Source organism: Caldimonas sp. (genome assembly GCF_046291045.1).
Classification (GTDB): domain Bacteria; phylum Pseudomonadota; class Gammaproteobacteria; order Burkholderiales; family Burkholderiaceae_C; genus Caldimonas.
Window position 1 is genome coordinate 14,801 of the sequence record NZ_JBKBSL010000013.1, and the last position, 22,629, is coordinate 37,429.

At 66.0% G+C, this 22,629-nt stretch carries 19 protein-coding genes and 1 pseudogene; 10 read left to right on the forward strand and 10 right to left on the reverse strand.

Translation table 11 applies throughout. The features are described from left to right. Positions 1 to 4 precede the first annotated feature (4 nt). Positions 5 to 811, reverse strand: a complete 807-nt coding sequence (locus ACK4ZD_RS06555) for a hypothetical protein (protein WP_409659827.1) — start codon at positions 809 to 811, stop codon at positions 5 to 7. 155 nt (positions 812 to 966) lie between these two features. On the opposite strand from ACK4ZD_RS06555, the gene ACK4ZD_RS06560 reads away from it, so the two are divergent. The 9 genes and pseudogenes from ACK4ZD_RS06560 (at position 967) to ACK4ZD_RS06600 (ending at position 10,988) form a co-directional block, all read left to right on the forward strand. Next, positions 967 to 1,806 carry a M15 family metallopeptidase gene (locus ACK4ZD_RS06560; RefSeq protein WP_409659829.1) on the forward strand — a complete coding sequence of 280 codons (840 nt, stop codon included), beginning with the start codon at positions 967 to 969 and terminating at the stop codon, positions 1,804 to 1,806. 68 nt (positions 1,807 to 1,874) lie between these two features. After that, a pseudogene (locus ACK4ZD_RS06565) lies at positions 1,875 to 2,132 on the forward strand (PAAR domain-containing protein); the annotation flags it as partial. A 298-nt stretch (positions 2,133 to 2,430) separates the two neighbouring features. Next, positions 2,431 to 3,048: a hypothetical protein gene (locus ACK4ZD_RS06570; protein WP_409659830.1), complete on the forward strand. Its 618-nt coding sequence runs from the start codon at positions 2,431 to 2,433 to the stop codon at positions 3,046 to 3,048. After that, positions 3,048 to 3,611, forward strand: a complete 564-nt coding sequence (locus tag ACK4ZD_RS06575; protein WP_409659831.1) for a hypothetical protein — start codon at positions 3,048 to 3,050, stop codon at positions 3,609 to 3,611. Before ACK4ZD_RS06570 ends, ACK4ZD_RS06575 begins: the two co-directional genes overlap by 1 nt. Before the next feature lie 303 nt (positions 3,612 to 3,914). Further along, entirely contained in the window at positions 3,915 to 4,046 is a 132-nt protein-coding gene (locus ACK4ZD_RS06580; RefSeq protein ID WP_409659833.1) for a PAAR domain-containing protein, read from the forward strand. 22 nt (positions 4,047 to 4,068) lie between these two features. Beyond that, positions 4,069 to 5,367 carry a hypothetical protein gene (locus tag ACK4ZD_RS06585; protein ID WP_409659835.1) on the forward strand — a complete coding sequence of 433 codons (1,299 nt, stop codon included), beginning with the start codon at positions 4,069 to 4,071 and terminating at the stop codon, positions 5,365 to 5,367. 32 nt (positions 5,368 to 5,399) lie between these two features. Then, positions 5,400 to 9,158, forward strand: coding sequence for a type VI secretion system membrane subunit TssM (gene tssM / locus ACK4ZD_RS06590; protein WP_409659837.1), 3,759 nt, complete (start codon positions 5,400 to 5,402; stop codon positions 9,156 to 9,158). Beyond that, positions 9,155 to 10,144, forward strand: a complete 990-nt coding sequence (tagF, locus tag ACK4ZD_RS06595; RefSeq protein ID WP_409659838.1) for a type VI secretion system-associated protein TagF — start codon at positions 9,155 to 9,157, stop codon at positions 10,142 to 10,144. The genes tssM and tagF overlap by 4 nt, the downstream gene beginning before the upstream one ends. Before the next feature lie 70 nt (positions 10,145 to 10,214). Then, positions 10,215 to 10,988: an OmpA family protein gene (locus tag ACK4ZD_RS06600; RefSeq protein ID WP_409659840.1), complete on the forward strand. Its 774-nt coding sequence runs from the start codon at positions 10,215 to 10,217 to the stop codon at positions 10,986 to 10,988. Between the two features lie 15 nt (positions 10,989 to 11,003). On the opposite strand, the gene glmM is transcribed toward ACK4ZD_RS06600, so the two are convergent. From glmM to ACK4ZD_RS06620, 4 genes are all read right to left on the reverse strand, one after another. Beyond that, a complete protein-coding gene (gene glmM / locus ACK4ZD_RS06605; protein WP_409659842.1) occupies positions 11,004 to 12,353 on the reverse strand; it encodes a phosphoglucosamine mutase in 1,350 nt (449 codons plus the stop codon). Between the two features lie 47 nt (positions 12,354 to 12,400). After that, on the reverse strand, positions 12,401 to 13,255 hold the full coding sequence (gene folP / locus ACK4ZD_RS06610; RefSeq protein WP_409659844.1) for a dihydropteroate synthase: 855 nt from the start codon (positions 13,253 to 13,255) through the stop codon (positions 12,401 to 12,403). Positions 13,256 to 13,327: 72 nt separating this feature from the next. Further along, on the reverse strand, positions 13,328 to 15,238 hold the full coding sequence (ftsH, locus tag ACK4ZD_RS06615) for an ATP-dependent zinc metalloprotease FtsH (RefSeq protein ID WP_409659846.1): 1,911 nt from the start codon (positions 15,236 to 15,238) through the stop codon (positions 13,328 to 13,330). Positions 15,239 to 15,425: 187 nt separating this feature from the next. Then, positions 15,426 to 16,109: an RlmE family RNA methyltransferase gene (locus ACK4ZD_RS06620; protein ID WP_409659848.1), complete on the reverse strand. Its 684-nt coding sequence runs from the start codon at positions 16,107 to 16,109 to the stop codon at positions 15,426 to 15,428. Positions 16,110 to 16,129: 20 nt separating this feature from the next. Here ACK4ZD_RS06620 and ACK4ZD_RS06625 point away from each other — a divergent pair, with 20 nt between their 5' ends. Then, positions 16,130 to 16,606, forward strand: a complete 477-nt coding sequence (locus ACK4ZD_RS06625; protein ID WP_409659850.1) for a YhbY family RNA-binding protein — start codon at positions 16,130 to 16,132, stop codon at positions 16,604 to 16,606. 17 nt (positions 16,607 to 16,623) lie between these two features. Here ACK4ZD_RS06625 and ACK4ZD_RS06630 read toward each other — a convergent pair whose 3' ends face one another. The 5 genes from ACK4ZD_RS06630 to ACK4ZD_RS06650 form a co-directional block, all read right to left on the reverse strand. Further along, a complete protein-coding gene (locus ACK4ZD_RS06630; RefSeq protein ID WP_409659852.1) occupies positions 16,624 to 17,043 on the reverse strand; it encodes a DUF4149 domain-containing protein in 420 nt (139 codons plus the stop codon). A gap of 29 nt (positions 17,044 to 17,072) precedes the next feature. Then, positions 17,073 to 17,549 carry a transcription elongation factor GreA gene (greA, locus tag ACK4ZD_RS06635; RefSeq protein ID WP_409659853.1) on the reverse strand — a complete coding sequence of 159 codons (477 nt, stop codon included), beginning with the start codon at positions 17,547 to 17,549 and terminating at the stop codon, positions 17,073 to 17,075. 139 nt (positions 17,550 to 17,688) lie between these two features. Further along, positions 17,689 to 20,943 (reverse strand): carbamoyl-phosphate synthase large subunit, encoded by a 3,255-nt coding sequence (gene carB, locus ACK4ZD_RS06640; protein WP_409659855.1) that lies wholly within the window; start codon positions 20,941 to 20,943, stop codon positions 17,689 to 17,691. Next, positions 20,936 to 22,093 (reverse strand): glutamine-hydrolyzing carbamoyl-phosphate synthase small subunit, encoded by a 1,158-nt coding sequence (carA, locus tag ACK4ZD_RS06645; protein ID WP_409659857.1) that lies wholly within the window; start codon positions 22,091 to 22,093, stop codon positions 20,936 to 20,938. Before carA ends, carB begins: the two co-directional genes overlap by 8 nt. A 155-nt stretch (positions 22,094 to 22,248) precedes the next feature. Beyond that, the gene (locus ACK4ZD_RS06650; protein ID WP_409659859.1) at positions 22,249 to 22,593 is read right to left on the reverse strand and encodes a hypothetical protein; all 345 of its coding nucleotides are present in this window, start codon (positions 22,591 to 22,593) and stop codon (positions 22,249 to 22,251) included. Positions 22,594 to 22,629 lie beyond the last annotated feature (36 nt).

Below are 22,629 nucleotides of genomic sequence, written 5' to 3' on the forward strand. Positions count from 1 at the left end.
CGACTCAGGGGCTGCCCAAGGCCGTGGCCTGGCGCGGACAGGCCGCCTCATCGTCGTGCCGAGCTGCACAGACACGCGCACGGCACAGCTGCCCTTCCAGCCAGCCCAGCGCCAGACAACGCCGTACCAGCTCGGCCGTGGGGACACCTGCTTGCACCAGCACCACGTCACGATCCGGATCCGGCGACGCGAGACGCCGTCCAGTTGCCGCTGGGCGCGGCACCGACGGCTCCGGCGCGGCTCGCGACATCAGCACCTCGATCACCTCCACGTCAGGGTCGGCGGTGCGCGCCGCAGCCGCAGGACGCCGGACGGATTCTCCCACCCCGCGCCCGGCCCGCAGCGTTTCGCGCCGGCCCCCCGGGATCGACTGTTGGGCAGCCGACGAAGGCTCGTCAAGCCCAGGTGTCGCCCCCGGTGCCTGCGCCTCGACACGAAGCTGCTGTGCAACAGGCTCTTCGGCAAGCTCGATCCGCGCCGCAGAGGGTGCGGGCGCAACGGTGGCTGGCACAGGGGTCTGCGCCGACGAGGGCGTCGGACGGGCCGTGACAAGCTGCGGCGAGTTGCCATGGACCGACGCGACCTGCTCATGGGCAACCGCACTGCCCGCCCGCAGCGGCCAGGCCCACCACCACGCCAGCGCGCCCAGCAGCAGCGCTGTGGCAACCGCCCCGACGCGCAAGTGCCTTGCCACCGGCGAGCGCCCGCGGGCGTGGCCTTGGCCCACCACCGCCAGGATGCCCGCTTCGCCTTCGGCCGCAGCGCCCGAGGTCTCGAACGAAGCTTCGGGGGACGCCAAGAGGCTGGGCATGGCCTCATGCTCCGGTGTGTGCGATGGGCGCTTGTACATGATTCCTCCCTGTGGCCATCCATCGGTCGTCGAGCCGGGATCGCGCGCGGCCGATTCTAGAAAGACCGACGTGATCTGTGGCGTCTTGAAATGCCTCGTTACATCATGAGGAAGCGATGGGCTGGATCATTGTTTGCGTGATCGCCGCCAGCGTGCTCTTGAGTTGGTGGGCCCTGCCAGAACTGCGCGGTGGCCCCGTCTCATGGGAACGTCGTCGTCGCCATGGGCCAGCGGGTCAGCGTCGGGGCCTGACGCTAAAGGGGCGGTTCGGCAGTACATCTGGCGCGCCGCGGCGTGCTCCATCGGCTGCGATCGCCCTGGCGCGCAAGCATTGGCCGTACGCGCTGGGGGTGGTTGCCCTGCTGAGCGCCCCCCCGATGCTGGCGTGGTGGCTGCATGACGGCCGCCGCGTGGCGGACTTCGGCGTGTCCCACGGAACCGCAAGGAACGATCAGGTCGCCTGGCTGCTACAAGGCGAGAAACTGGCTCCCCCACCCCCTTTGCCCCCCGAGGTGTTCGCCACCGCAGAGGTCGAGGCGGTCCGCCCCCGACTCACCGATGCCAGCCGTGACTGGTCCCTTCTCGACGAAGATTTCCGTCAGCGTCTGCTGCTCGTCTATCGACTGATGCGTGAGCGCCATGGCTATGAGATGGTGCTGATCGAGGGATACCGGAACCCGCAACGACAGGCCGAGTTGCTGGCCCTGGGCCCTCACGTCACCCAGGCCGGCCCCGGCGCAAGCTACCACCAGCATGGTCTGGCGGCCGATAGCGCCTTCCTGCGCGACGGCGTGCTGGTGATCTCCGAGCAGGATCCCTGGGCCCTGGAAGGCTACCGTCTTTACGGAGAAATCGCCGAATCGGTGGGCCTGACCTGGGGAGGGCGCTGGAAGATGCGCGACTACGGCCACGTCGAGCTGCGCTCGATCCACCTTGGCCGACGAAACCAACAGTAACAGGTTGCTGGGCCTTGTATCGCTAGACTTCGCGCCACAACGAATTCATCCAAGTGCAGGGAGTGCACATGTCTCGTCCGTTCATCGTCCTGGGCGACAGGACCAGCCACGGTGGCACCGTCGTCGAAGCCTCGGCATCCACCGACACCCATGGTCGGCGCATCGCGCGCGTCGGAGACCGGGTCACCTGCCCCCGCAAGGGCCACGGCCGCCTCACCACGATTGCCACCGGGGATCCCACGATGCTGATCGACGGCAAGCCGGTGGCTCGCCATGGCGACAAGTGCGCCTGTGGGGCGACGCTGATCGCGAGCCAAAGCGTCAGCACTGTCGGCCCAGGCGGGGGCGGAGACACATCCGCCCCATGGGCAGGCAGCAGTGCCGCTTCCGTGTCTCCTCCGGAGCCTGGGGCCAAGGCAGAGCCGGACAAGCAAGATGGACAGGACGAGGTGATTGAGCAGTACTTCTTCCTGGCTGATGAATTTGGACATCCCTGCGAGGGCTACCGATACGACCTGTTCGCGAACGGCGCGTTGCATGCGAAGGCCAAGGATTTCAGCGGTGGATGTACTACCAGTGTGCAGGGCGTTTGCGAGCTCAAACTGGTCATTTGGCTGAACTGAGATGTCAAAGGTCGACGACGAGACTCGCCAACTGGCGGCAATGGCATACGGCGAGGCATCGCCGGACAACGTGGAGGCCGAGCTGCAGGCTCTGGCCAGCATCTTGGTGCGACAGCGCGACGCGCGCGGATACAAGGACATCGCAAGCTTCGCACGAGGCGAGCCAACCTTTTCATTCGTCGTCAACGACGGGAACAAGCGCTACGCCAAGCTGATGAAGGCCAGCGATCAGGAAATCGAGAAGGACACCGGCATGCGACGTGCGGTCGCCGCCGCCAAGAATGCACTGGCCGGGGGACCGGACATGTCGAACGGCGGTTGGTTCTGGGACGGCGCCGACATCAAGACCAATTACAAGAACCACTTCAAAGTGAAGCACGGCATCCGCTTTTCGGATCCATCGCACAACATCTATGGCATCGAGGAGTCGACGAAGGTCGTGATCCTTTATAGGCGGATCAAGGTTCGAGACAAGAACACGGGCACCGTGAGCGTCAAGCAGGAGGAGATCGGCCGCTATGACCACGTCTACCAATCCACAGCGGCTCACGGCGGGACGATTTTCTGGAGGTTGAACCCCGAGTACCTCCGATTGACACGCGCCAAGGAGTACAAGTGATGCTGCTCTCCCGCGCTTTGCTCGCACCCGCCCTGATCCTCGGAGCATGTGCCATCGCAAAAGAGCCGCCGCGAGAAGTGCTCAGCTCGTGCCTCGCCGCTCGCGTCACGTCGAGTGACATTGCCGCCGAGGAACTTGCGACCTCGCAGGTCACTGCAGACGACGACTTTTCGCCAGGCGTGAAGGCGACGTACTTGATTTCCGCTGGAGAAACTGAAGTCGGATATGGGCAGTCGGAGAACTCGCATGTGTTGATCTATGGTGAACACGTGCTCCGGCTCTCGTCGGCCTCGCTGGCAGCGGGAACCACGGTTTCTCCGAGGCCATTCGATCCTTTCCGCGCCGACTGGATCCAGCTTCGGCGAAGCGGTCGGACCTACCTGTGCGTCAGCTTCAACTTTGATGGAGTGGGGCGAAGCGGCAAGCATCAGGACGTGCGTGCGGCTTACCTGCTCACACCCGGGAGATCCACGCGGCACCGGCCCATGCTGCACTTCACCGTGGGCCCCGTTGCGCAGTCAAGCACGGGTCAGGGGCCGCATCGTCCACACCAAGGCAAATGAAGACCGGGGCCTGGATCTCTGTCACAAGCGCGGGGCTGCGCAGCTGTGCAGTCGCGGGCCAGCCGCCCTCGGTGCCTGTGAAGCACCCTGTCGAGCGCTGGGAGGCCTGCTGCTCCCTGCGAGGAGAGTTTTCCGGGGACCCCGAATCCGACAAAGATCGAATCGAAATGACGAACCAAGCCTGCGCAGGCACCGACCGGGAACTCGCCACACTGCTCGCGAGATATCGCCATCACCAACGTGTACTTGAAGCTCTTGGCAAGTATGAGCGCAGCAGCATCGAGTCGAGCACGGCGACGCAATATGACGCACGACAGTGATCTTGACGGGCGCCCCCCCATGCTGACCGACGGCAAGCCGGTGGCCGGCCATGGCGATCTCACGGCCTGCGGCGCCACCTTGGTCGCCAGCCAGTCCCTCAGCACCGACGCCTGACCGGCCCCGCGGGAGTTGCTCAATGCGCAAGAACCTCTGGCCTGGTCTGGCCCTGCTCGGCCTCATGGTGGCCGCGCTGTGGGTCTTCGTGGAACGGCCGTCCGTGCCGGATGTGATGGACGATCGCTGGTGGTCCCTCATCGCGCTGGCCTTGCTGGCCGGCGTGACACTGCGGGCCTTCCGTTCGGGCGGTCAGGATTCAGACGCCGGCAGCGCGTCGGCTTCGGCCATCGCACCGAAACAAGTCGACGCCGCCACCGCGACCTCTGCCCGGCCCGCGCAGTTGTTGGTGCGCGGCGCCGCCGTCGCCACACGGTGCGGGCACGATCCCGGCACGGTGCTGCAAGCGCTCGGCTCCCAACCCCCGATGCCCGCGCCGGACCCGGACTGTCTCGACGATCAAGGACTGCCTCGCCTGAGCGCCCGCTGCTCTGCCCTGGATACGTCCCGCGTGACGGCCGCTTTGATGGTCCTGACCTCCGGCCCCGCCGGGCGTCCTGGGTTGGTGCGGGCTTTGGCCCTGCAAGCCGACGCGCTTGACGGTCTGCAAGCCACGCTGCAAGCCATGCCTCATCGCGGCGGTCTCGACGTTCGATGGACGGTGCCAGACCACTGGAGCGACGCAGAACTCGAACTGGCACAAGCCTGGTTGAAGAACGACCTGAGGGCGCGGATGCCCCCCGATGCCGGCCCCTTGACACTGCGGACCGAGAAAGCGGCCGGTCCGGCCGCCTGGCTCAACTGGCGGTCTCGCCGCGGCTTGGAGACCGAGACGCATCCGTCCGAGGCTCGGCCGATGCTGGTGATGGCCTGTGATTCGCTCGTCGATCCCCAGCACGAGCTCGCAGCCGCCGTCCCCGGCGAAGCCGCTGCGGCGCTGCTGATCGAGATGCCTCCCTCCGAAGAGGCCTCGTCGGCGCAGGACGGTGCCCTCGCACACCTGTCCTGGCCTATCGCCCCCGCCTCGCCTCCCCCCGCTGAACGCTCCTTGCAGGATCTCGCCGCGCAGGCCCTGGACGCTGGCTCAGAGACCGTGGTGGTTGGCCGGGTCATCAGCGACATCGGGCTGGCCGGGCCTGAGGCCCGCCAAGTGCTCGATGCCATCGTCGAGCTGCTGCCGCAACTCGACGTCGGCGAGCGCCTGTGCCGCATCGGGCTGGCCTGCGGGAACCTGGGATGTGCAGGCCCGCTGGTGGCGTTGGCGCTGGCCAGCCACGCCTCCCACCAGGACGAGGCCGCAGCTCTCCTCCTGCTGACAGGGCGACAGCCGGTGGCCGCCTTGTTGACGCCCAAGCGGCTCGCCGCCCTCTCACCCGCCTGAGCGGCCTCGCATCGACTCTGATGTGCTGATCCATGCATAGTCTGTTGAACTTCTTCTCCCACCCCATCGCCCAGCGCGTGACGGGCTGGCTGGCGCTGGTGGGTTTTGTGAGCGTCGGCGCCTGGACTTTCGATCTGCCCCTGCGTTGGGCCCTGGGCGTGCTCATCGTCATCATGCTGGTGGCGCTCGTCCGCTGGGCCGTGCAGCGCCGCAAGGCGCGGTTGGCCGCCCAGCAATTCGAGCAGGCCCTGGACGCCCAGCATGCCGAGGCTTCGAGGTTCGATGCGCCGCGCCACCGGCGTGAGGAGGTGGCCGTCCTGCGCGAGCGCATGCGGCAGGCGATCCGCACGCTCCAACGCTCCAGGCTGGGACAGACGTCGGGGCGGGCCGCCCTCTACGAACTGCCCTGGTACATGATCATCGGCAACCCAGCGGCCGGCAAGAGCTCGGCGATCGTCAAGTCCGGGCTGCGATTCCCTTTCTCTGACGATGCCGGCAACATCATCCAGGGGATCGGGGGAACCCGCAACTGCGACTGGTTCTTCACCTCCGAAGGCATTCTGATCGACACCGCCGGGCGTTACAGCGTGCAAGACGAGGACCGGGCCGAATGGTTGGGCTTTCTCGGTCTGTTGAAAAAGCACCGTCCCAAGGCACCGATCAACGGCATCGTGATCGCCGTCAGCGTGGCCGAGCTGGCGACCCAACGCCCGGAGGCCAACATCCGTCTGGCCAAGCAGTTGCGCCAGCGCATGCAGGAGCTCACCGACACGCTCGAAGTCATCGCCCCGGTCTACGTCATGTTCACCAAGGCGGACCTCATCAGCGGGTTCGTCGAGTTCTTCGAGGACCGCGACCGTAGTGAGCGCGAGCGCGTGTGGGGCGCCACCCTGCCCTACGACGACCAGGGACGTGCCGATGCTGTAGGGCTGTTCGAACGCCATTTCGACGAACTCTACGAGGGGCTCAAAGCCGCCTCGGTGGCACGCATGTCCATGCAGCGCGGCGAAAAGCTGCCTCCGGGCGTCCTGAGCTTCCCCCTGGAATTCGCGAGCCTCAAGCCGGCGTTGTCCGCCTTCATCGCCACCCTGTTCGAAGACAACCCCTACCAGTATCGACCGAGCTTCCGAGGCTTCTACTTCACCAGCGCGGTCCAGGAAGGCGAATCCACCAGCCGGTCCAGCGAGCGGGTCGCACGCCGTTTCGGGCTGAGCCTGCAGCCCGGCACCACGGCCAGCGTCTACTCCCATGCGGGCTTCTTCCTGAAGGATCTGTTCACCCGCGTCATCTTTGCCGACCGCCACTTGGTGCGCCAGCACCAAACGAAGCCTCGGCGGCGCTGGCGTCAGGCCACGGTGATCGTGGGTCTGGTATCGCTGGGCCTGAGCCTGGGCTTGTGGACCTGGTCGTATGCGAACAACCGTCAGTGGGTCGCCAACGTGCGCGCCGACCTCGAGCACATCACCCGACTGCAGACGTCGTCGCCCGATCTGTCGTCACGCCTGGAGGCTCTCATGATCTTGCAGGATCGGCTGAGCCAAGTCCAGGCGATCCATCGTGAGCGCCCCTGGGCCCTATCCTTTGGCCTGCACCAGGGGCGCCAACTCGAGGACACGCTGCGCCGAGAGTACTTTCACGGGGTGCGTGAAGTCATGCTCAAGCCGGTGGCGCAAAGCATCGAAGCCTATCTGGCAGCCGTGAAGGAGAAGGAGAGAGAACTGCACGATGGCACCGAACCGGTTGCCGCATCGGCAACGCTACCCTCGGCAGCCGCGCAGGGCTCCCCCTACAGCACCGCATCGCCCACGAGCGTCACCGATGCCTACAACGCCCTCAAGACCTACCTGATGCTGGCCGACCGGCGTCGCGCCGAGCCCGGGCACCTGAGCGACCAGATCACCCGCTTCTGGCGTGGCTGGCTCGAAGTCAACCGCGGCGCGATGCCACGGGAGCGCATGCTGGTGGTGGCCGAATCGCTGATCGCCTACACCGCCTCCCAGGTCAACGACCCCCAGTTCCCTCAGGTCGCGAACAATCTCGCCCTCGTGGACGAGAGCCGCCGCGTGCTGCGCACCGTAGTGCGGGGCATGCCCGCACGAGAGCGCGTCTACGCCGAAATCAAGGCTCGCGCAGCCACGCGTTTTGCGCCGATGACAGTGGCGCGCGCGGTCGGAGAGTCCGACCGCGAGTTGTTATCGGGCAGCCACGCCGTTTCTGGCGCCTTCACCCGTCAGGCCTGGCGCGAGTATGTGCAAGGCGCCATCCGTGATGCTGCCCATAAAGCCCTGCAGGCCGATGACTGGGTGCTCAAAACCACTGTACAGGATGACCTCACCCTCGATGGCAGCCCCGAGCAGATCCAAAAGGCGCTGACCGATGCCTACAAGTCCGAATACATCGCCCAGTGGCACCGCTTCCTGCACGGCGTGAGTGTCCAGCCCTTCGGCAGCTTCGAGCACGCCGTCAGTCGGATGAACCGTCTGGGTGACCCGGCCAGCTCACCGCTGGGGCGCTTGATGGCCGTCGTGCACGAGGAAACGTCCTGGGACCGCCCGCCGGCCGCCCTCGATGCGACCGGCACCAGCCGTAGCTTGGGCAGATGGTTCCGCGAGGTGGTACTGCGCCAGGCACCGACCCAGGGGAACCCGCAAGTGCCCACCGACGGTGCTGCAGCCAGCGCCCAACCGGCGCTCATGGGGCAGGTGAGTCAGGAGTTCGCAGGTGTGGCCCGCCTGCTGAGCACCCGCGAGGACGGCGGCAGCCTGATGGGGGCCTACCTGGACGGCCTGTCTCGGCTGCGCACCCGATTCAACCGCATTCACACTCAAGGCGAAGCCGGGCCGGGCAGCGTCCAGCTTCTGCAGCACACACTCGAAGGACAGTCCGAGCTCGCCGAGCTGCTCAAGCTCGTCGATGAACAGATGCTCAACGGCCTGAGCGATGGCGCGCGCGCCAGCCTGCGTCCCTTGCTCGTGCGACCCTTGATGCAAGCCTACGAGGCGCTCATCCCAGTGGCCGAGGACGAAATCAACCGCATCTGGGTTGCCCAGGTGCATGGTCCCTACGAAACCACGCTGGCCGACCGCTATCCCTTCAAACCCGACGCTCGCGTCGAGGCCTCGGTGGCAGACATCGCCAAGATCTTTGGCCCCGAAGGGGCCGTGGCCCGGTTCGCGGACAAGACCCTCGGTCCGTTGGTGATCCGGCGCGGCGACAGCCTGGCACCGCGCACCTGGGCCGACCTGTCCATCCGGCTCCATCCCGAGTTCACGGCTCGCTTTGCCACCTGGGTGGCACCACTGGGTGGCCATGCCGCGGCTTCTTCGGCCGGGGGGGCGGAACAAACTCTGTTCCAGATCCTACCCCAGCCCGCCCCGGGATTGACCGAGTACAGCCTGGAGATCGACGGCCAGGTGATGCGCTACCGCAATGCCGCAGCCGCCTGGTCGCACTTCGTCTGGCCCGGTCCTCAGCCCACACTCGGCGTGCGTCTGCACGGGGTGAGTTTCGATGGTCGCAACATCGACTTCGTGAACGAACCCGGTCGCTTCGGTCTGGAGCGCATGATCCATAGCGCCCAACGCCGTCGCATCGATGCCCAGACTCACGAGCTGCGATGGTCCGCCGGCGGACATGCCGTAGCCATGCACCTGCGCATCATTGCCATGCCGGGGTCTTCCGGCGAATCGTCCAGTGGCCATGCAGGTCTGGGTGGCGCACCGCTGCCTCGCGTGGTGGCCGGCCCTGCCTCCCGCCCCGCGCCCGCAGCGTCTGCAGGAGGCCCACGATGAGCCTGTTCGCGGCCTCGGCGAGGCTCGTGTGCTTCGGCAAGCTCCCCTCCCATGGCGATTTCGTGCGCAACGGGACCGCCAGCACCTCGCTCGTCCAGACCTTGGACCGCTGGATGTCGCGCACACTGGAACTGCTGGCTCAGGATCCTCGCTGGAAACAGGTCTACGACGAGGCTCCGGCCACCCAGTTTGCGTTCCTCGGCCCACGCAGTCCCGTCGGACTGGCCGGTCACCTCGTGCCCAGCCAAGATGCCTCGGGGCGTCGCTACCCCTTCATCGCTGCTGCGTCCTTCGGTGTGTCCGAGCCGGCCGGCTTCTTGGGCCTGAGCCCCCTGGCGCTGTCACGCCTATGGACACAGATGGAGCACACTGCGCAGCGTGCCCAGGACTGCGCAAATGCCACGCAAACCCAGGACGTGCTGGCCAGCGCCGAACGACAGCTCGAAAGCCCGGTGGCGCCGAACGCGACACATTTCCAAGACTTCCTGCGGACCCAGACGCTGGGCTCGCTGGAAGCCCTGTTCGAGGAAGCCGGTCAGGCCCTGCCGTTGCGCCAGGCGCTGCTGGCCCTGGGCCTGCTGCTGCGCCCGCTGCTCGGGCAGCCGAGCCCTAGGCTCGAACGTGGCCTGCAACTGCCCCTGCCCAACGATCCGCTGTACCGCCCGTTCGTCGCCTCGTTCTGGCTCGACCTGGTGGCCGGGTTCCTGCGGCGCAGTGCCCTGGAGCTGGGCATCTTCACCACCCGACATCGGGGCCGCGGACTGCTGATCGTCGGCTTCAACGGGGCCTGCCCGCGCAGCCTGCGTTCAGTGCTGGCTCCGCAGGACAACCTCCAAGACAACATTGAATTCTCCTGCCCGTCCTGGGTGGAACGCTCGGTGGAGACCGACTACGGACTGAAGAAGCTGTCGAGCTATCTGCGCGACCCCATGCTCTCGCTGGCGCAGGCCGGCCAGACCTTCCGAGAGACTTTCCTGGGCCTGTGAGGAAACGCCGATGATGCCCTTTCGCCCCCACAATGCCCTCCCGCGACGCCTTCGTCCTTGCCGTCAACGCATGGCGCGGCTACGCATCGTGGCAGCCACGCTGCTGCTGGGCTGTGGCCTTGCCACGGCTGCTGGCCGCGGCGAGCTCGCCCCCGACCAGGTGCTCGTGACCGGCACCGTGCCGGACGAAGCCACACGCGCGCTGGTGCTGCAACGGCTGCACGAACTGTACGGTGCGCACCGCGTGGTCGACCAGATCGCCATCGGCAGCGTGGTCGCACCGCCGCAATGGTCCCAGCATGTGCAGAACATCCTGAGCCCCGAAATCCGGCAGGTCAGCCGCGGCCAGCTCACGGTGCGCGGCACGCAGGTGGATATCCAGGGAGAAGTTTCCAACGAGGCCCAGCGCCAGCAGGTCGTCAGCGCCGTCGCTACGCGGCTGAACCCGACCTACACCGTGCGCAGCGCCCTGCGTGTGGGCACTGGGGAACAGACCCTGATCGACCAAGCCCTGGCCAATCGCATCATCGAGTTCGAGCCCGGCAGTTCCGCACTCACGCCGTCAGGCCGTGCGGTGCTCGACCAGATGCTGCCGACCCTGACGCGCCTGTCGGCCCGGCGCATCGAGATCATCGGCCACACCGATGCCCTCGGCGCCCCGGATGCCAACCTGGCCCTGTCATTGGCCCGAGCCGACGCCGTGCGTAGCTATCTCCAGGCTCGGGGTATCGATGCCCAGCGCTTGGCCGTCTCTGGCATGGGGTCCGCACGGCCCGTGGCCAGCAACGAGACTGCCGAGGGGCGAGCCCGCAACCGTCGCATCGAGTTCCGGATCAGCCAGTAGCCGGCGCGCAAACGTTCAGACCGCCGCACGCGCCGCGGCGGCCAGCCGCTCGGCGCAGGTTTGCGCCAGGACGCTGTCACGGGCTTCCACCATCACACGCAGCAGGGGTTCGGTGCCCGACGCGCGGATGAGCACGCGACCGGCCTCGCCCAGTTCCCGGGTCACGGCCACCTGCTCGGCGGCCAGACGATCATTGCGTCGCCAATCCTGACCCGGCTGCAGACGGACGTTGATCAGGGTTTGGGGAAACAGTATCACATCGGCCAGCAGTTCGGCCAGCCCCATGCCCGCGCGCATCGTGGCCTGCAGCACCTGCAACGCGCTCACCATCCCGTCGCCCGTGGTGTGGCGGTCCAGCACCAGCAAGTGGCCCGACCCCTCGCCGCCGAGCAGCCAGCCTCGCGCCACCAGTTCCTCGAGAACGTACCGGTCGCCAACCTTGGCGCGCACCAACGGCACTCCGCGCCGCGCCAGGGCTTGCTCCACACCGAGGTTGGTCATCAGCGTGCCAACCACGCCGGGCACGGCCTGACCCCGGTTCAGTCGATCGACGACCATCACGTACAGCAGCTCATCGCCGTTGTAGAGACGCCCGCGGCCATCCACCAGCATCAGCCGGTCGGCGTCCCCATCGAGTGCCACGCCGTAATGCGCGCCGTGCTGGCGCACTGCATCGACCAGGGCCTGGGGCGCGGTGGCCCCGAAACCGGCATTGATGTTGTAGCCGTCGGGACTGCACCCGATCGCCACGACTTCGGCCCCCAGTTCGTGCAGCACGTTGGGAGCGACCTGGTAGGCCGCGCCATGGGCAGCGTCGACGACGATCCGCAGACCTTTGAGCGACAACTCAGCGCTGAAGGTGGCCTTGCAGAACTCGATGTAGCGCCCCTGGGCATCGTCGAGCCGCCGGGCCTTGCCCAGCGAAGCCGAATCCACCCACTGCGGCGGCTCCTCGAGCAAAGCCTCGACAGCCAGTTCCCACTCGTCCGGCAACTTCTCCCCCTGGGCCGAGAAGAACTTGATGCCGTTGTCGCCATAGGGGTTGTGCGAGGCGCTGATGACCACCCCGAGGTCCAGTCGCAGGGCCCGGGTCAGGTAGGCCACCCCCGGGGTGGGCAGCGGGCCGCTGAGCAGCACATCCACCCCGGCCGACGAGAAACCCGCCTCCAATGCCGACTCCAGCATGTACCCCGAGATGCGCGTGTCCTTGCCGATCAGCACCGTGGGACGGCCCGTGCCCTGGTGTGCACGCCGCAGCACGCGTCCCACTGCGTGGCCGAGCCGCAAAACGAAGTCCGGCGTGATGGGAAAGCTGCCAACCGCGCCACGGATGCCATCGGTTCCGAAATACTTTCTTTGACTCATCTGTCCGTCACTTCTTTCAATCCAGGGGTCCAGGCCGGGTGACCTGTTCACTTGTCTTCAGGACAGGCCTGCCACGACGGCAGTCCAGCCTGGGCCCAGACCTTCAATGCATCCACGGTCGCGGCCACGTCATGCACACGCACGATGCGCGCGCCTTGCGCCACCGCAGCCAAGGCCGCGGCCACGCTGGCCGCCAGGCGATCGGCCACATCCCGCCCGGTGACGACACCGAGCGAGGACTTGCGGGACCACCCCGCCAGCAGCGGATAGCCCGACGCGAGCAGCTCCTGCTGTCGCCGCAGCAGTTCGAAATTGTGCTCGACCGACTTGCCGAATCCGTAGCCCGGATCGAGGACGATGCGCGCGGCGTCGACACCGCACTCATGCAAGATCCGCGCTCGCTCGGCCAGAAAGCGTCCGACCTCGGTCACCACGTCTCGATAGTGCGGCGCGGTCTGCATGGACTTCGGTTCACCTTGCATGTGCATCAAGCACACGCCGCAACGACGATGGGCCGCGATGATCTCGACGGCGCCAGGGTGCCGCAGCGCAAAGATGTCGTTGATGATGTCAGCCCCTGCATCCAGCGCGGCCTGCATGACTTCGGGCTTGTAGGTATCGACGGAGACAGGAACCCCCAGCCGTACGGCCTCTCGCAGCACGGGGAGCACCCGATCAAGCTCCTCCTGCAATGGCAACGCATGGGCTCCCGGGCGACTCGACTCGCCGCCCAGATCCAGGATGTCCGCCCCCTGGCTCAACAGCCGCTCGCAATGGTCGAGCGCTGACCGGGTGCTTGCATGCCTGCCCCCATCGAAAAATGAATCGGGGGTGATGTTGACGATCCCCATCACCCGAGGACGGCTCAAGTCGATAGCGTAGCGCGAGGTCTGCCAATGCATGGGGTCTGGAAAAGAGACAACGGGGCCGAAGCCCCGTTGGGTAGGAGTATCGAAAACCCGACTGGGTGACAGTCAGGCTGCCGCAGGGGCTTGATCGGTGTTCACAGGCGATGTCGGACCGCCGCTGCCTTTCCCACCGCCACTGGGCGACCAATCCTTGGGCGGGCGCGGAGGCTTGCCCGCCATGATGTCGTCGATCTGCTCGGCGTCGATGGTCTCCCACTCCAACAACGCCTTGGCCATGGCGTGCATCTTGTCTTTGTTCTCCTCGATCAAACGCCGCGCGACAGCATACTGCTCGTCGATGATCTTGCGGATCTCCTTGTCGACCTTCTGCATGGTCTCTTCGGAGACGTTCACCTGCTTGGTGATCGATCGACCCAGGAAGACCTCGCCTTCATTCTCGGCGTAGACCATCGGACCCAGCTCGTCGGTCATGCCATAGCGGGTCACCATGTCACGGGCGATCTGCGTGGCCCGCTCGAAATCGTTGCTGGCGCCGGTGGTCATCTGGTTCATGAAGACTTCCTCGGCAATGCGCCCACCGAACAGCACCGCGATGGTGTTGAGCATGCGCTCTTTGTCCATGCTGTAGCGGTCGCCTTCGGGCAGTTGCATCGTCACACCCAGCGCGCGGCCGCGCGGAATGATCGTGACCTTGTGCACGGGGTCGGTCTTGGGCAGCAAGCGCGCCACCAGGGCATGGCCCGCCTCGTGATAGGCCGTGTTCCTGCGCTCTTCCTCGGGCATGACCATGGACTTACGCTCAGGACCCATCAGGATCTTGTCCTTGGCCTTTTCGAAGTCCTGCATCTCGACCACACGGGCATTGCGGCGCGCGGCGAACAGGGCTGCCTCGTTCACGAGGTTGGCCAGGTCGGCCCCGGAGAAGCCGGGCGTGCCACGGGCCAGGATGTCGGGCTTGACGTCCGTGCCGATGGGCACCTTGCGCATGTGCACGTTGAGGATCTGCTCGCGGCCGCGCACGTCCGGCAGGGTCACGTAGACTTGGCGGTCGAAACGGCCCGGGCGCAAGAGGGCCGGGTCGAGGATGTCGGGCCGGTTGGTCGCGGCGATCACGATCACCCCAAGGTTGGTCTCGAAACCGTCCATCTCGACCAACATTTGGTTGAGCGTCTGCTCTCGCTCGTCGTTGCCGCCGCCCAGGCCGGCCCCGCGATGGCGGCCCACGGCGTCGATTTCGTCGATGAAGATGATGCAAGGTGCATTCTTCTTGGCCTGCTCGAACATGTCGCGCACACGAGCCGCACCCACGCCGACGAACATCTCGACGAAGTCCGAACCCGAGATCGAGAAAAACGGCACCTTGGCCTCGCCGGCGATGGATTTGGCCAGCAAGGTCTTGCCTGTCCCCGGAGGCCCGACCATCAGCACGCCGCGCGGAATGCGGCCGCCGAGTTTCTGGAACTTCTGCGGATCCTTCAGGAAGTCGACCAGCTCCTTGACCTCTTCCTTGGCTTCGTCACAGCCGGCCACGTCGGCAAAGGTGACCGAGTTGTTCGACTCGTCGAGCATGCGCGCGCGCGACTTGCCAAAGCTGAACGCCCCCCCTTTGCCACCGCCTTGCATCTGGCGCATGAAGTAGATCCACACGCCGATCAGCAGCAACATGGGCCCCCAAGAAATGAGGATGCTCATCAGCAGCGAGGGCTCCTCGCGCGGCTTGACGTCGAAGCGGACGTTGTTGTTGATGAGGTCGCCGACCAGGCCGCGATCGAGGTAGGTCGCCGTCGTGCGGATGCGCCGGTCGTCGTTCGTGATGGCGATGATCTCGGTACCCCCGCCCGATCCTTCCTGAAGAGTCACGCTCTTGATGCGCTTGTTACGCACCTCCTCCAAAAAGTCGGAGTAAGCGATCTGCCCGGCCGTGGCTGTGGTGCGATCAAACTGCTTGAAGACGGTGAACAGCACGAGCGCAATCACCAGCCACACAGCCACCTTCGAGAACCATTGATTGTTCACCGCGGCTCCTTCTCCGACACGAACAGCACAAATTGCCTGTTGACAAATCAACCTTGGGTCATTCTAGTCGAGGCGGGCAGCACGCCCTTTCTCATGTGACCCCGTTTATGACCCGAGTTTGACGCATGGGGCGCATCGGCGCGAGACCTTACACGCTATCGCCGAGATAGCGTTCAGGACAGCGCCGTTACGGCCGCTTCACTTGCTTGAGACCCACACCCACCAGGAAGGTTTCGGCCGACTTGTCGCGCGAGGCCTTGGGCTTGATCGGCTTGACGACACGGAAGTGCCGCTTGAAAAGCTCGACAAGCTGGCTGTAGCCGCTGCCGTGGAAAACCTTGCAGACGAGCGCACCACTTTGGTGCAGATGCGCGCAAGCGAACTCCACGGCCAATTCGACCAAGTGGGCGATGCGCGCTGCGTCTGACGATGCAATGCCCGACAGATTGGGCGCCATGTCGGAGATCACGACATCCACCGGCCGGCCAGCCACGGCCGATTCGAGCTCGGCCAGGACGGCTTCCTCGCGGAAATCGCCGCGGATGAAGCGCACCCCCTCGATGGGCTCCATCTCGAGGAGATCCAGTGCAATGATCTGCCCGTCGAGCGCGCCGGCGGCGGCGCCCCCACCGACAGCATCCCGGGGCGCGAAACGCCGGCGCACGTACTGACTCCAGGCCCCTGGTGCCGCCCCCAGGTCGACCACGAGCTGGCCCGGCCGGATCAGGCCCAGGGTTTCGTCGATCTCCTTGAGCTTGTAGGCGGCGCGCGAGCGGTAGCCCTCCTTCTGGGCCAGCTTCACATAGGGATCGGTGAGGTGGTCGTGCAGCCACGCCCGGTTGACTTTCTTGCTCTTGGTCTTGATTTTCATGACCCGACGATAATAGGCGGATGCCTGCGATCACACTCTCTGCGGCCCAGCGCAAGGAAAAGCGCTCCGAGGCCCATCATCTCGACCCCGTCGTCCTGATCGGCGCCGAGGGTCTCACCGAGGCGGTCCTGAAGGAGACCGACGCCGCCCTCAAGGCCCACGGCCTGATCAAGGTGCGCGTCTTCTCCGATGACCGCCACGCCCGCGAGGACATGCTCGCCCAGCTCAGCGACCGGTTGGGGGCCGCGCCCGTCCAGCACATCGGCAAGCTGCTGGTGCTGTGGCGCCCGATCCCGCCCAAGGAGAAACCAGCGAACGAAGACCGCAAGCCCGGCCCCAAGGTGGTCAAAGTGATCAAATACTCCAAGCGAGGAGGGCAGCGCCCCGAGGTGAAGAAGGTCACCGTGCTGGGCAACCAGCGCCTGACGAAGGGGGGCACGGTCAAGCGCGCCAAGGAGCGCTCCGTGAGCCGCAAGAAACGCGCTCTCGAGTCCTGAGCTTTCTCTGCGGCCCCTCAATGGCGCGCCACTGGCGCCGTGGCGCGCCACGCCAGGGTCAGCAGCACGAGCCCCTTGAGCGCGAAGAAGGCCAACGACACCCCGTGGAGGGTGGCGAACGACCAGGCCCCCTGCCCCGCCCGCGCCGCCTCCATCATCGGCTGCACCGCAAAGTAGCCGGCCACGGTGCAGAACAGAGCCCCCAGCGCCAGCCCCAGCTCCAGGCTGAAACGCACACCGCCCTGCTGCACGGTCTGCCGGCGCGCCAGCAAAATCATCAGCACCGCCAACGCCAGACTGACGTAGGCCTCGATGGCGAACACGCGGGCCACGAAGCGCCCCGCCTGGGCCCGTTCGAGCACAGCGAATGCCGAGGGCGCGGCCACAGTGCCGATCACCAGCACCCCTCCGGCCCACACGCCGGCCACCCAAGCCATCCACCGCCGCGGCATCGCAAGCCCCCCGCTCAGATGTAGCGGACCTCGACGATCTCGTAGCGCTTGATGCCGCCCGGGGCCTGCACTTCGGCGACGTCGCCCGCTTCTTTGCCGATCAACGCGCGCGCGATGGGCGAGCTGATCGAGATCAGGCCTTGCTTGAGGTCCGCCTCGTCGTCGCCGACGATCTGGTAGGTCACGGCATCGCCGGACTCCTCCTCCTCGAGATCGACCGTCGAGCCGAAGACCACCCGCCCCCCTGCATCGAGGGCGGCCGGATCGATGATCTGGGCCACGGCCAGCTTGCCTTCGATCTCCTGAATACGGCCTTCGATGAAGCCCTGCTTGTCCTTGGCCGCGTCATATTCGGCGTTCTCGGACAGATCGCCTTGCGCGCGGGCCTCCGCGATCGCATTGATCACAGCCGGGCGTTCCACGGATTTCAGGCGCGCGAGCTCGGCCTTGAGCTTCTCGGCGCCACGCTTGGTCAGCGGAATGGTGGCCATAAGTTCTTCTCTCTCACATCGTCATCGCGTCGTGTCAGCCGGTGACCGTCCGGCGACAGAACGCAGGTCAGCCAAAAATCAGCCGCCGCCGGGTCCTGCGCGGGACGGTCGGCGGCGGCCTAGGGTTCAGAAATGGAAATCAGTGTAGCGTTTTATGCAATTCTTGCACGGAATAGACGACCAGGTCCGCCTGGTGCTTCATGGCCTCGACGGCCGCCTCGCAGCCGGCCATGGTCGTGTAGTAGGTCACACGGTTGGCCAGCGCGGCAGTGCGGATGTAGCGTGAATCCGCGATCGCGGTGCGGGTTTCGTCCACCGTGGTGAACACGAGCTGGATGTCGCCAGCCTTGATCATGTCGGCAATGTGAGGCCGGCCGTCCTTCACCTTGTTGACCATCCGCACCGGAATGCCGGCAGCGGCGATCGCCGCGCCCGTCCCCCGCGTGGCCACGAGCTGGAAGCCCAGGGCATGCAGTTGGCGCGCCACCTCCACCGCCCGCGCCTTGTCGGCGTCCTTCACCGTGAGGCACACCGTGCCCGCAGCGGGTAGGCGCGAGCCTGCGGCGATCTGGCTCTTGAGCATGGCTTCGCCGAAGGTCTTGCCCACCCCCATCACCTCGCCGGTGGAGCGCATCTCGGGGCCCAGCACCGGATCGACCCCGGGGAACTTGTTGAAGGGGAAGACCGCTTCCTTCACCGAGTAGTAGGGCGGGATCACCTCGTGGGGCGCGCGCCCCCCGAGGCCCTGCTGGTCCTTCAGCTTGCGCCCGGCCATGCAGCGCGCCGCGATCTTGGCCAGCGGCTGGCCGGTGGCCTTGGACACGTAGGGCACGGTGCGCGAGGCGCGCGGGTTGACCTCCAGCACGTAGACGGTGGCAGCATCGCCCTCGCCTTGGATGGCAAACTGCACGTTCATCAAGCCCACCACCTTGAGCGCCTGGGCGATCAGCGTGGTCTGGCGCCGCAGCTCGTCTTGCAAGCTGAGCGGCAAGGTGTAAGGCGGCAACGAGCACGCCGAGTCGCCCGAGTGCACGCCAGCCTGTTCGATGTGTTCCATGATGCCGCCGATCATCACCGACTCGCCATCGGCGATGCAGTCCACATCGACCTCGATGGCGTCGTCAAGGAAGCGGTCGAGCAACACGGGCGACTTCTCGCTCACCCGCACCGCCTCGCGCATGTAGCGCTCCAGATCCTTGTCGCCATGCACGATCTCCATCGCACGGCCGCCCAGCACGTAGCTCGGGCGCACCACCAGCGGGTAGCCGATTTCCCGAGCCATCTGCAGAGCCTGCTCCTCGGTGCGGGCCGTGCGGTTGGGCGGCTGCTTCAACCCCAGGGAGTGCAGCAGTTGCTGGAAGCGCTCGCGGTCTTCGGCGATGTCGATGCTGTCGGGACTGGTGCCGATGATGGGCACGCCATTGGCCTCCAGGTCGAGTGCCAGCTTCAGCGGGGTCTGCCCGCCGTACTGCACGATCACGCCGATGGGCTTCTCTTTTTCGACGATCTCGAGCACATCCTCCAGGGTCACCGGCTCGAAGTAGAGACGGTCGGAGGTGTCATAGTCGGTCGAGACGGTCTCCGGATTGCAGTTGACCATGATGGTCTCGTAACCGTCCTCACGCATCGCGAGGGCCGCATGGACGCAGCAGTAGTCGAACTCGATGCCCTGGCCGATGCGGTTGGGCCCGCCGCCCAGCACCATGATCTTCTTCCGGTTCGAGGGTTCGGCCTCGCACTCCTCGTCGTAGGTGGAGTACATGTAGGCTGTCTGCGTGGCGAACTCGGCCGCACAGGTGTCCACACGCTTGTAGACCGGACGAATGCCCTGGGCATGCCGCGCCTGGCGCACGGCATGCTGGTCAGTGCCCAGCAGCTTGGCCAAGCGCTTGTCGGAGAAGCCCTTGCGCTTGAGGAAGCGCAGCTCATGGGCTGACAGGCTGTGTAGCGCACGACCGGCCAATTGAGCCTCGATGCGAACCAGCTCCTCGATCTGCGCGAGGAACCACGGGTCGATGGCCGTCTCCTCGTGCACCTCGGCCAGGCTCATGCCGATGCGAAACGCATCGGCGACGAAGAGGATGCGCTCCGGGCCGGGCTCGCCGATCTCCTGTACGATCTCCTCGCGGTCGGTGCTGCGCTCGGTCAAGCCGTCGATGCCGGTCTCCAGGCCGCGCAAGGCTTTCTGGAAGCTCTCCTGAAAGGTGCGGCCCATGGCCATCACCTCGCCCACCGACTTCATTTGCGTGGTCAGGTGCGGGTCGGCCTCGCGGAACTTCTCGAAGGCAAAGCGCGGGATCTTGGTGACGACGTAGTCGATGCTGGGCTCGAAGCTCGCGGGCGTGGCGCCGCCGGTGATCTCATTGCGCAGCTCATCGAGCGTGTAGCCCACCGCCAGCTTGGCCGCCACCTTGGCGATCGGGAAGCCCGTGGCCTTGGACGCCAGCGCCGACGAACGCGAGACCCGCGGGTTCATCTCGATCACGATCATGCGACCGCTGTCGGGATGGATGGCGAACTGCACGTTCGAGCCGCCCGTGTCCACGCCGATCTCGCGCAGGATGGCGATCGAGGCGTTGCGCATCAGCTGGTACTCCTTGTCGGTCAGCGTCTGCGCCGGCGCCACGGTAATGGAGTCGCCGGTGTGGATGCCCATCGGGTCGAGGTTCTCGATGGAGCACACGATAATGCAGTTGTCGGCGCGGTCGCGCACGACCTCCATCTCGTACTCCTTCCATCCGATCAGCGACTCCTCGATGAGCAGCTCGTTGGTGGGCGACAGGTCGAGGCCGCGCTTGCAGATCTCCTCGAACTCCTCGGGGTTGTAGGCAATGCCACCGCCCGTGCCGCCCAGCGTGAAGCTCGGTCGGATCACGGTGGGAAAGCCCGTGCCGCCGGTCTCGGCGGCGATGCGCTTTTGCACTGCCCAGGCCTCTTCCATCGAGTGGGCGATCCCCGACTTGGCCGAATCCAGGCCGATCTTGGTCATCGCCTCCTTGAACTTCAGGCGATCCTCGGCCTTCTCGATCGCATGCTCGTTGGCACCGATCATCTCGACACCGTATTTGGCCAACACGCCATGGCGGTGCAGATCGAGGGCGCAGTTCAGTGCGGTTTGCCCGCCCATGGTGGGCAGGATGGCATCGGGGCGCTCCTTGGCAATGATGCGCTCGACCACCTGCCAGGTGATCGGCTCGATGTAGGTCACATCGGCCGTGTCCGGGTCGGTCATGATGGTCGCCGGGTTGCTGTTGACCAGGATGACCTTGTAGCCCTCCTGCCGAAGCGCCTTGCACGCCTGGGCGCCGGAATAGTCGAACTCGCAGGCCTGGCCGATGATGATCGGGCCGGCGCCGATGATGAGGATGCTCTGGATGTCTGTGCGCTTAGGCATTCTTGTTCTCCATCAGCGACACAAACCGGTCGAAAAGATAGCCGATGTCATGGGGTCCGGGAGAGGCTTCAGGGTGCCCCTGGAAGCAGAAGGCGGGCCGGTCGGTGCGGGCCAGGCCCTGCAGCGTGCCGTCGAAGAGGCTCACATGCGTGGCGCGCAGATTCGCTGGCAGCGTTTTGTCGTCCACGGCAAAGCCGTGGTTCTGGCTCGTGATGCTCACGCGCCCGCTGTCCAGATCCTTCACGGGATGGTTCGCCCCATGGTGGCCGAACTTCATCTTGAAGGTGCGCGCCCCCGAGGCCAGCGCCATGATCTGATGCCCCAGACAGATTCCAAAGGTGGGGACGCCCGTGTCGATCAGCTCGCGCGCGGCCGCGATCGCGTAATCACAGGGCTGCGGGTCGCCAGGGCCGTTGGACAGGAAGATGCCGTCCGGCCTCAAGGCCAGCGCCTCGCCAGCCGGAGTGCGTGCTGGAACCACTGTGACCTTGCAGCCTCGCTCGGCCAGCATGCGCAAGATGTTGTACTTCACGCCGAAGTCGTAGGCCACCACGTGCAAGCGCGGTGCGACTTGCATGCCGTAGCCCCTGCCCAGGCGCCATTCGGTCTGCGTCCAGTCGTAGCTGCGGGTCGTGCTGACCACCTGGGCCAGGTCCAGACCCGCCATGCTGGGGGCCGCCTGCGCCTTGGCAATGGCCTCGTCCACATGGGCCTGCGTGAGGGTCTGCCCAGCCGGCAGGGCCAGGATGCAGCCGTTCTGGGCGCCGGTGGTGCGCAGGATGCGGGTGAGCCGCCGCGTGTCGATGTCGGCGATGGCCACCGTGCCTTCGTCGGCCAGGTACTGCGACAGCGTGCGAGTCTTGCGGAAGTTCGACTCCAGAACCGGCAGGTCCTTGATGATCAGGCCGGCGGCATGGACTTTCGACGCCTCGACGTCCTCGTCGTTGACCCCCACGTTGCCGATGTGCGGATACGTCAGGGTGACGATCTGCCGACAGTAGCTGGGATCGGTGAGGATTTCTTGGTAGCCGGTGAGCGCGGTGTTGAACACCACTTCACCGACCGTGTGACCGGCCGAGCCGATCGAGGTGCCACGAAAGACCGTGCCGTCTGCGAGTGCTAAGAGAGCTTGGGGCAGTTGCGGCAGCACGGGGTTCTCCGGTGTTGTGCGCGCCCAGCGCTGCCCGTCCAGCAGGCGTCCGGTGAGGAAACGGCAGGAGGTTTCGCGAGGGCGGGGGGTGGTTGCAGGTAAACCTGTCGATTATAGCCTGCCCGCCCCTCTCCCACACCGCCCCGGGGGCGTTGCTATTGCAGGGTGGACGGCGCCTTCATCCAGGGCAGCCGTCGCTCGCCAGCGGCCTGGGTCACCGGCCCTGCCCCGCGCCGCGCATCGGCCTCGCAGCGCCCCTGCCAGCGCTGGCACAAGCCCCACAGCACCGCTTTGAAATTCGGGTTGAGCAAGGGGTGCTCGCACAATGCCGCCAGGTTGTCGCTGATCTTGCGCGCCAGCAACGGCCGGTGTTCCGGACAGGCCGCCGGATCGGCGTAGCCGGTCATCAAGGCCAGGCTGGCGGCCAGCAGCCCTTCGGCGCAGGGCAGCTCGTGCTCCTCGTCCTGTACGGGCAGAATGCTCGGGGCATCGGGCTTCATGCGGTCTCCGGTGAGGTAATGCTCGCATATTAATGC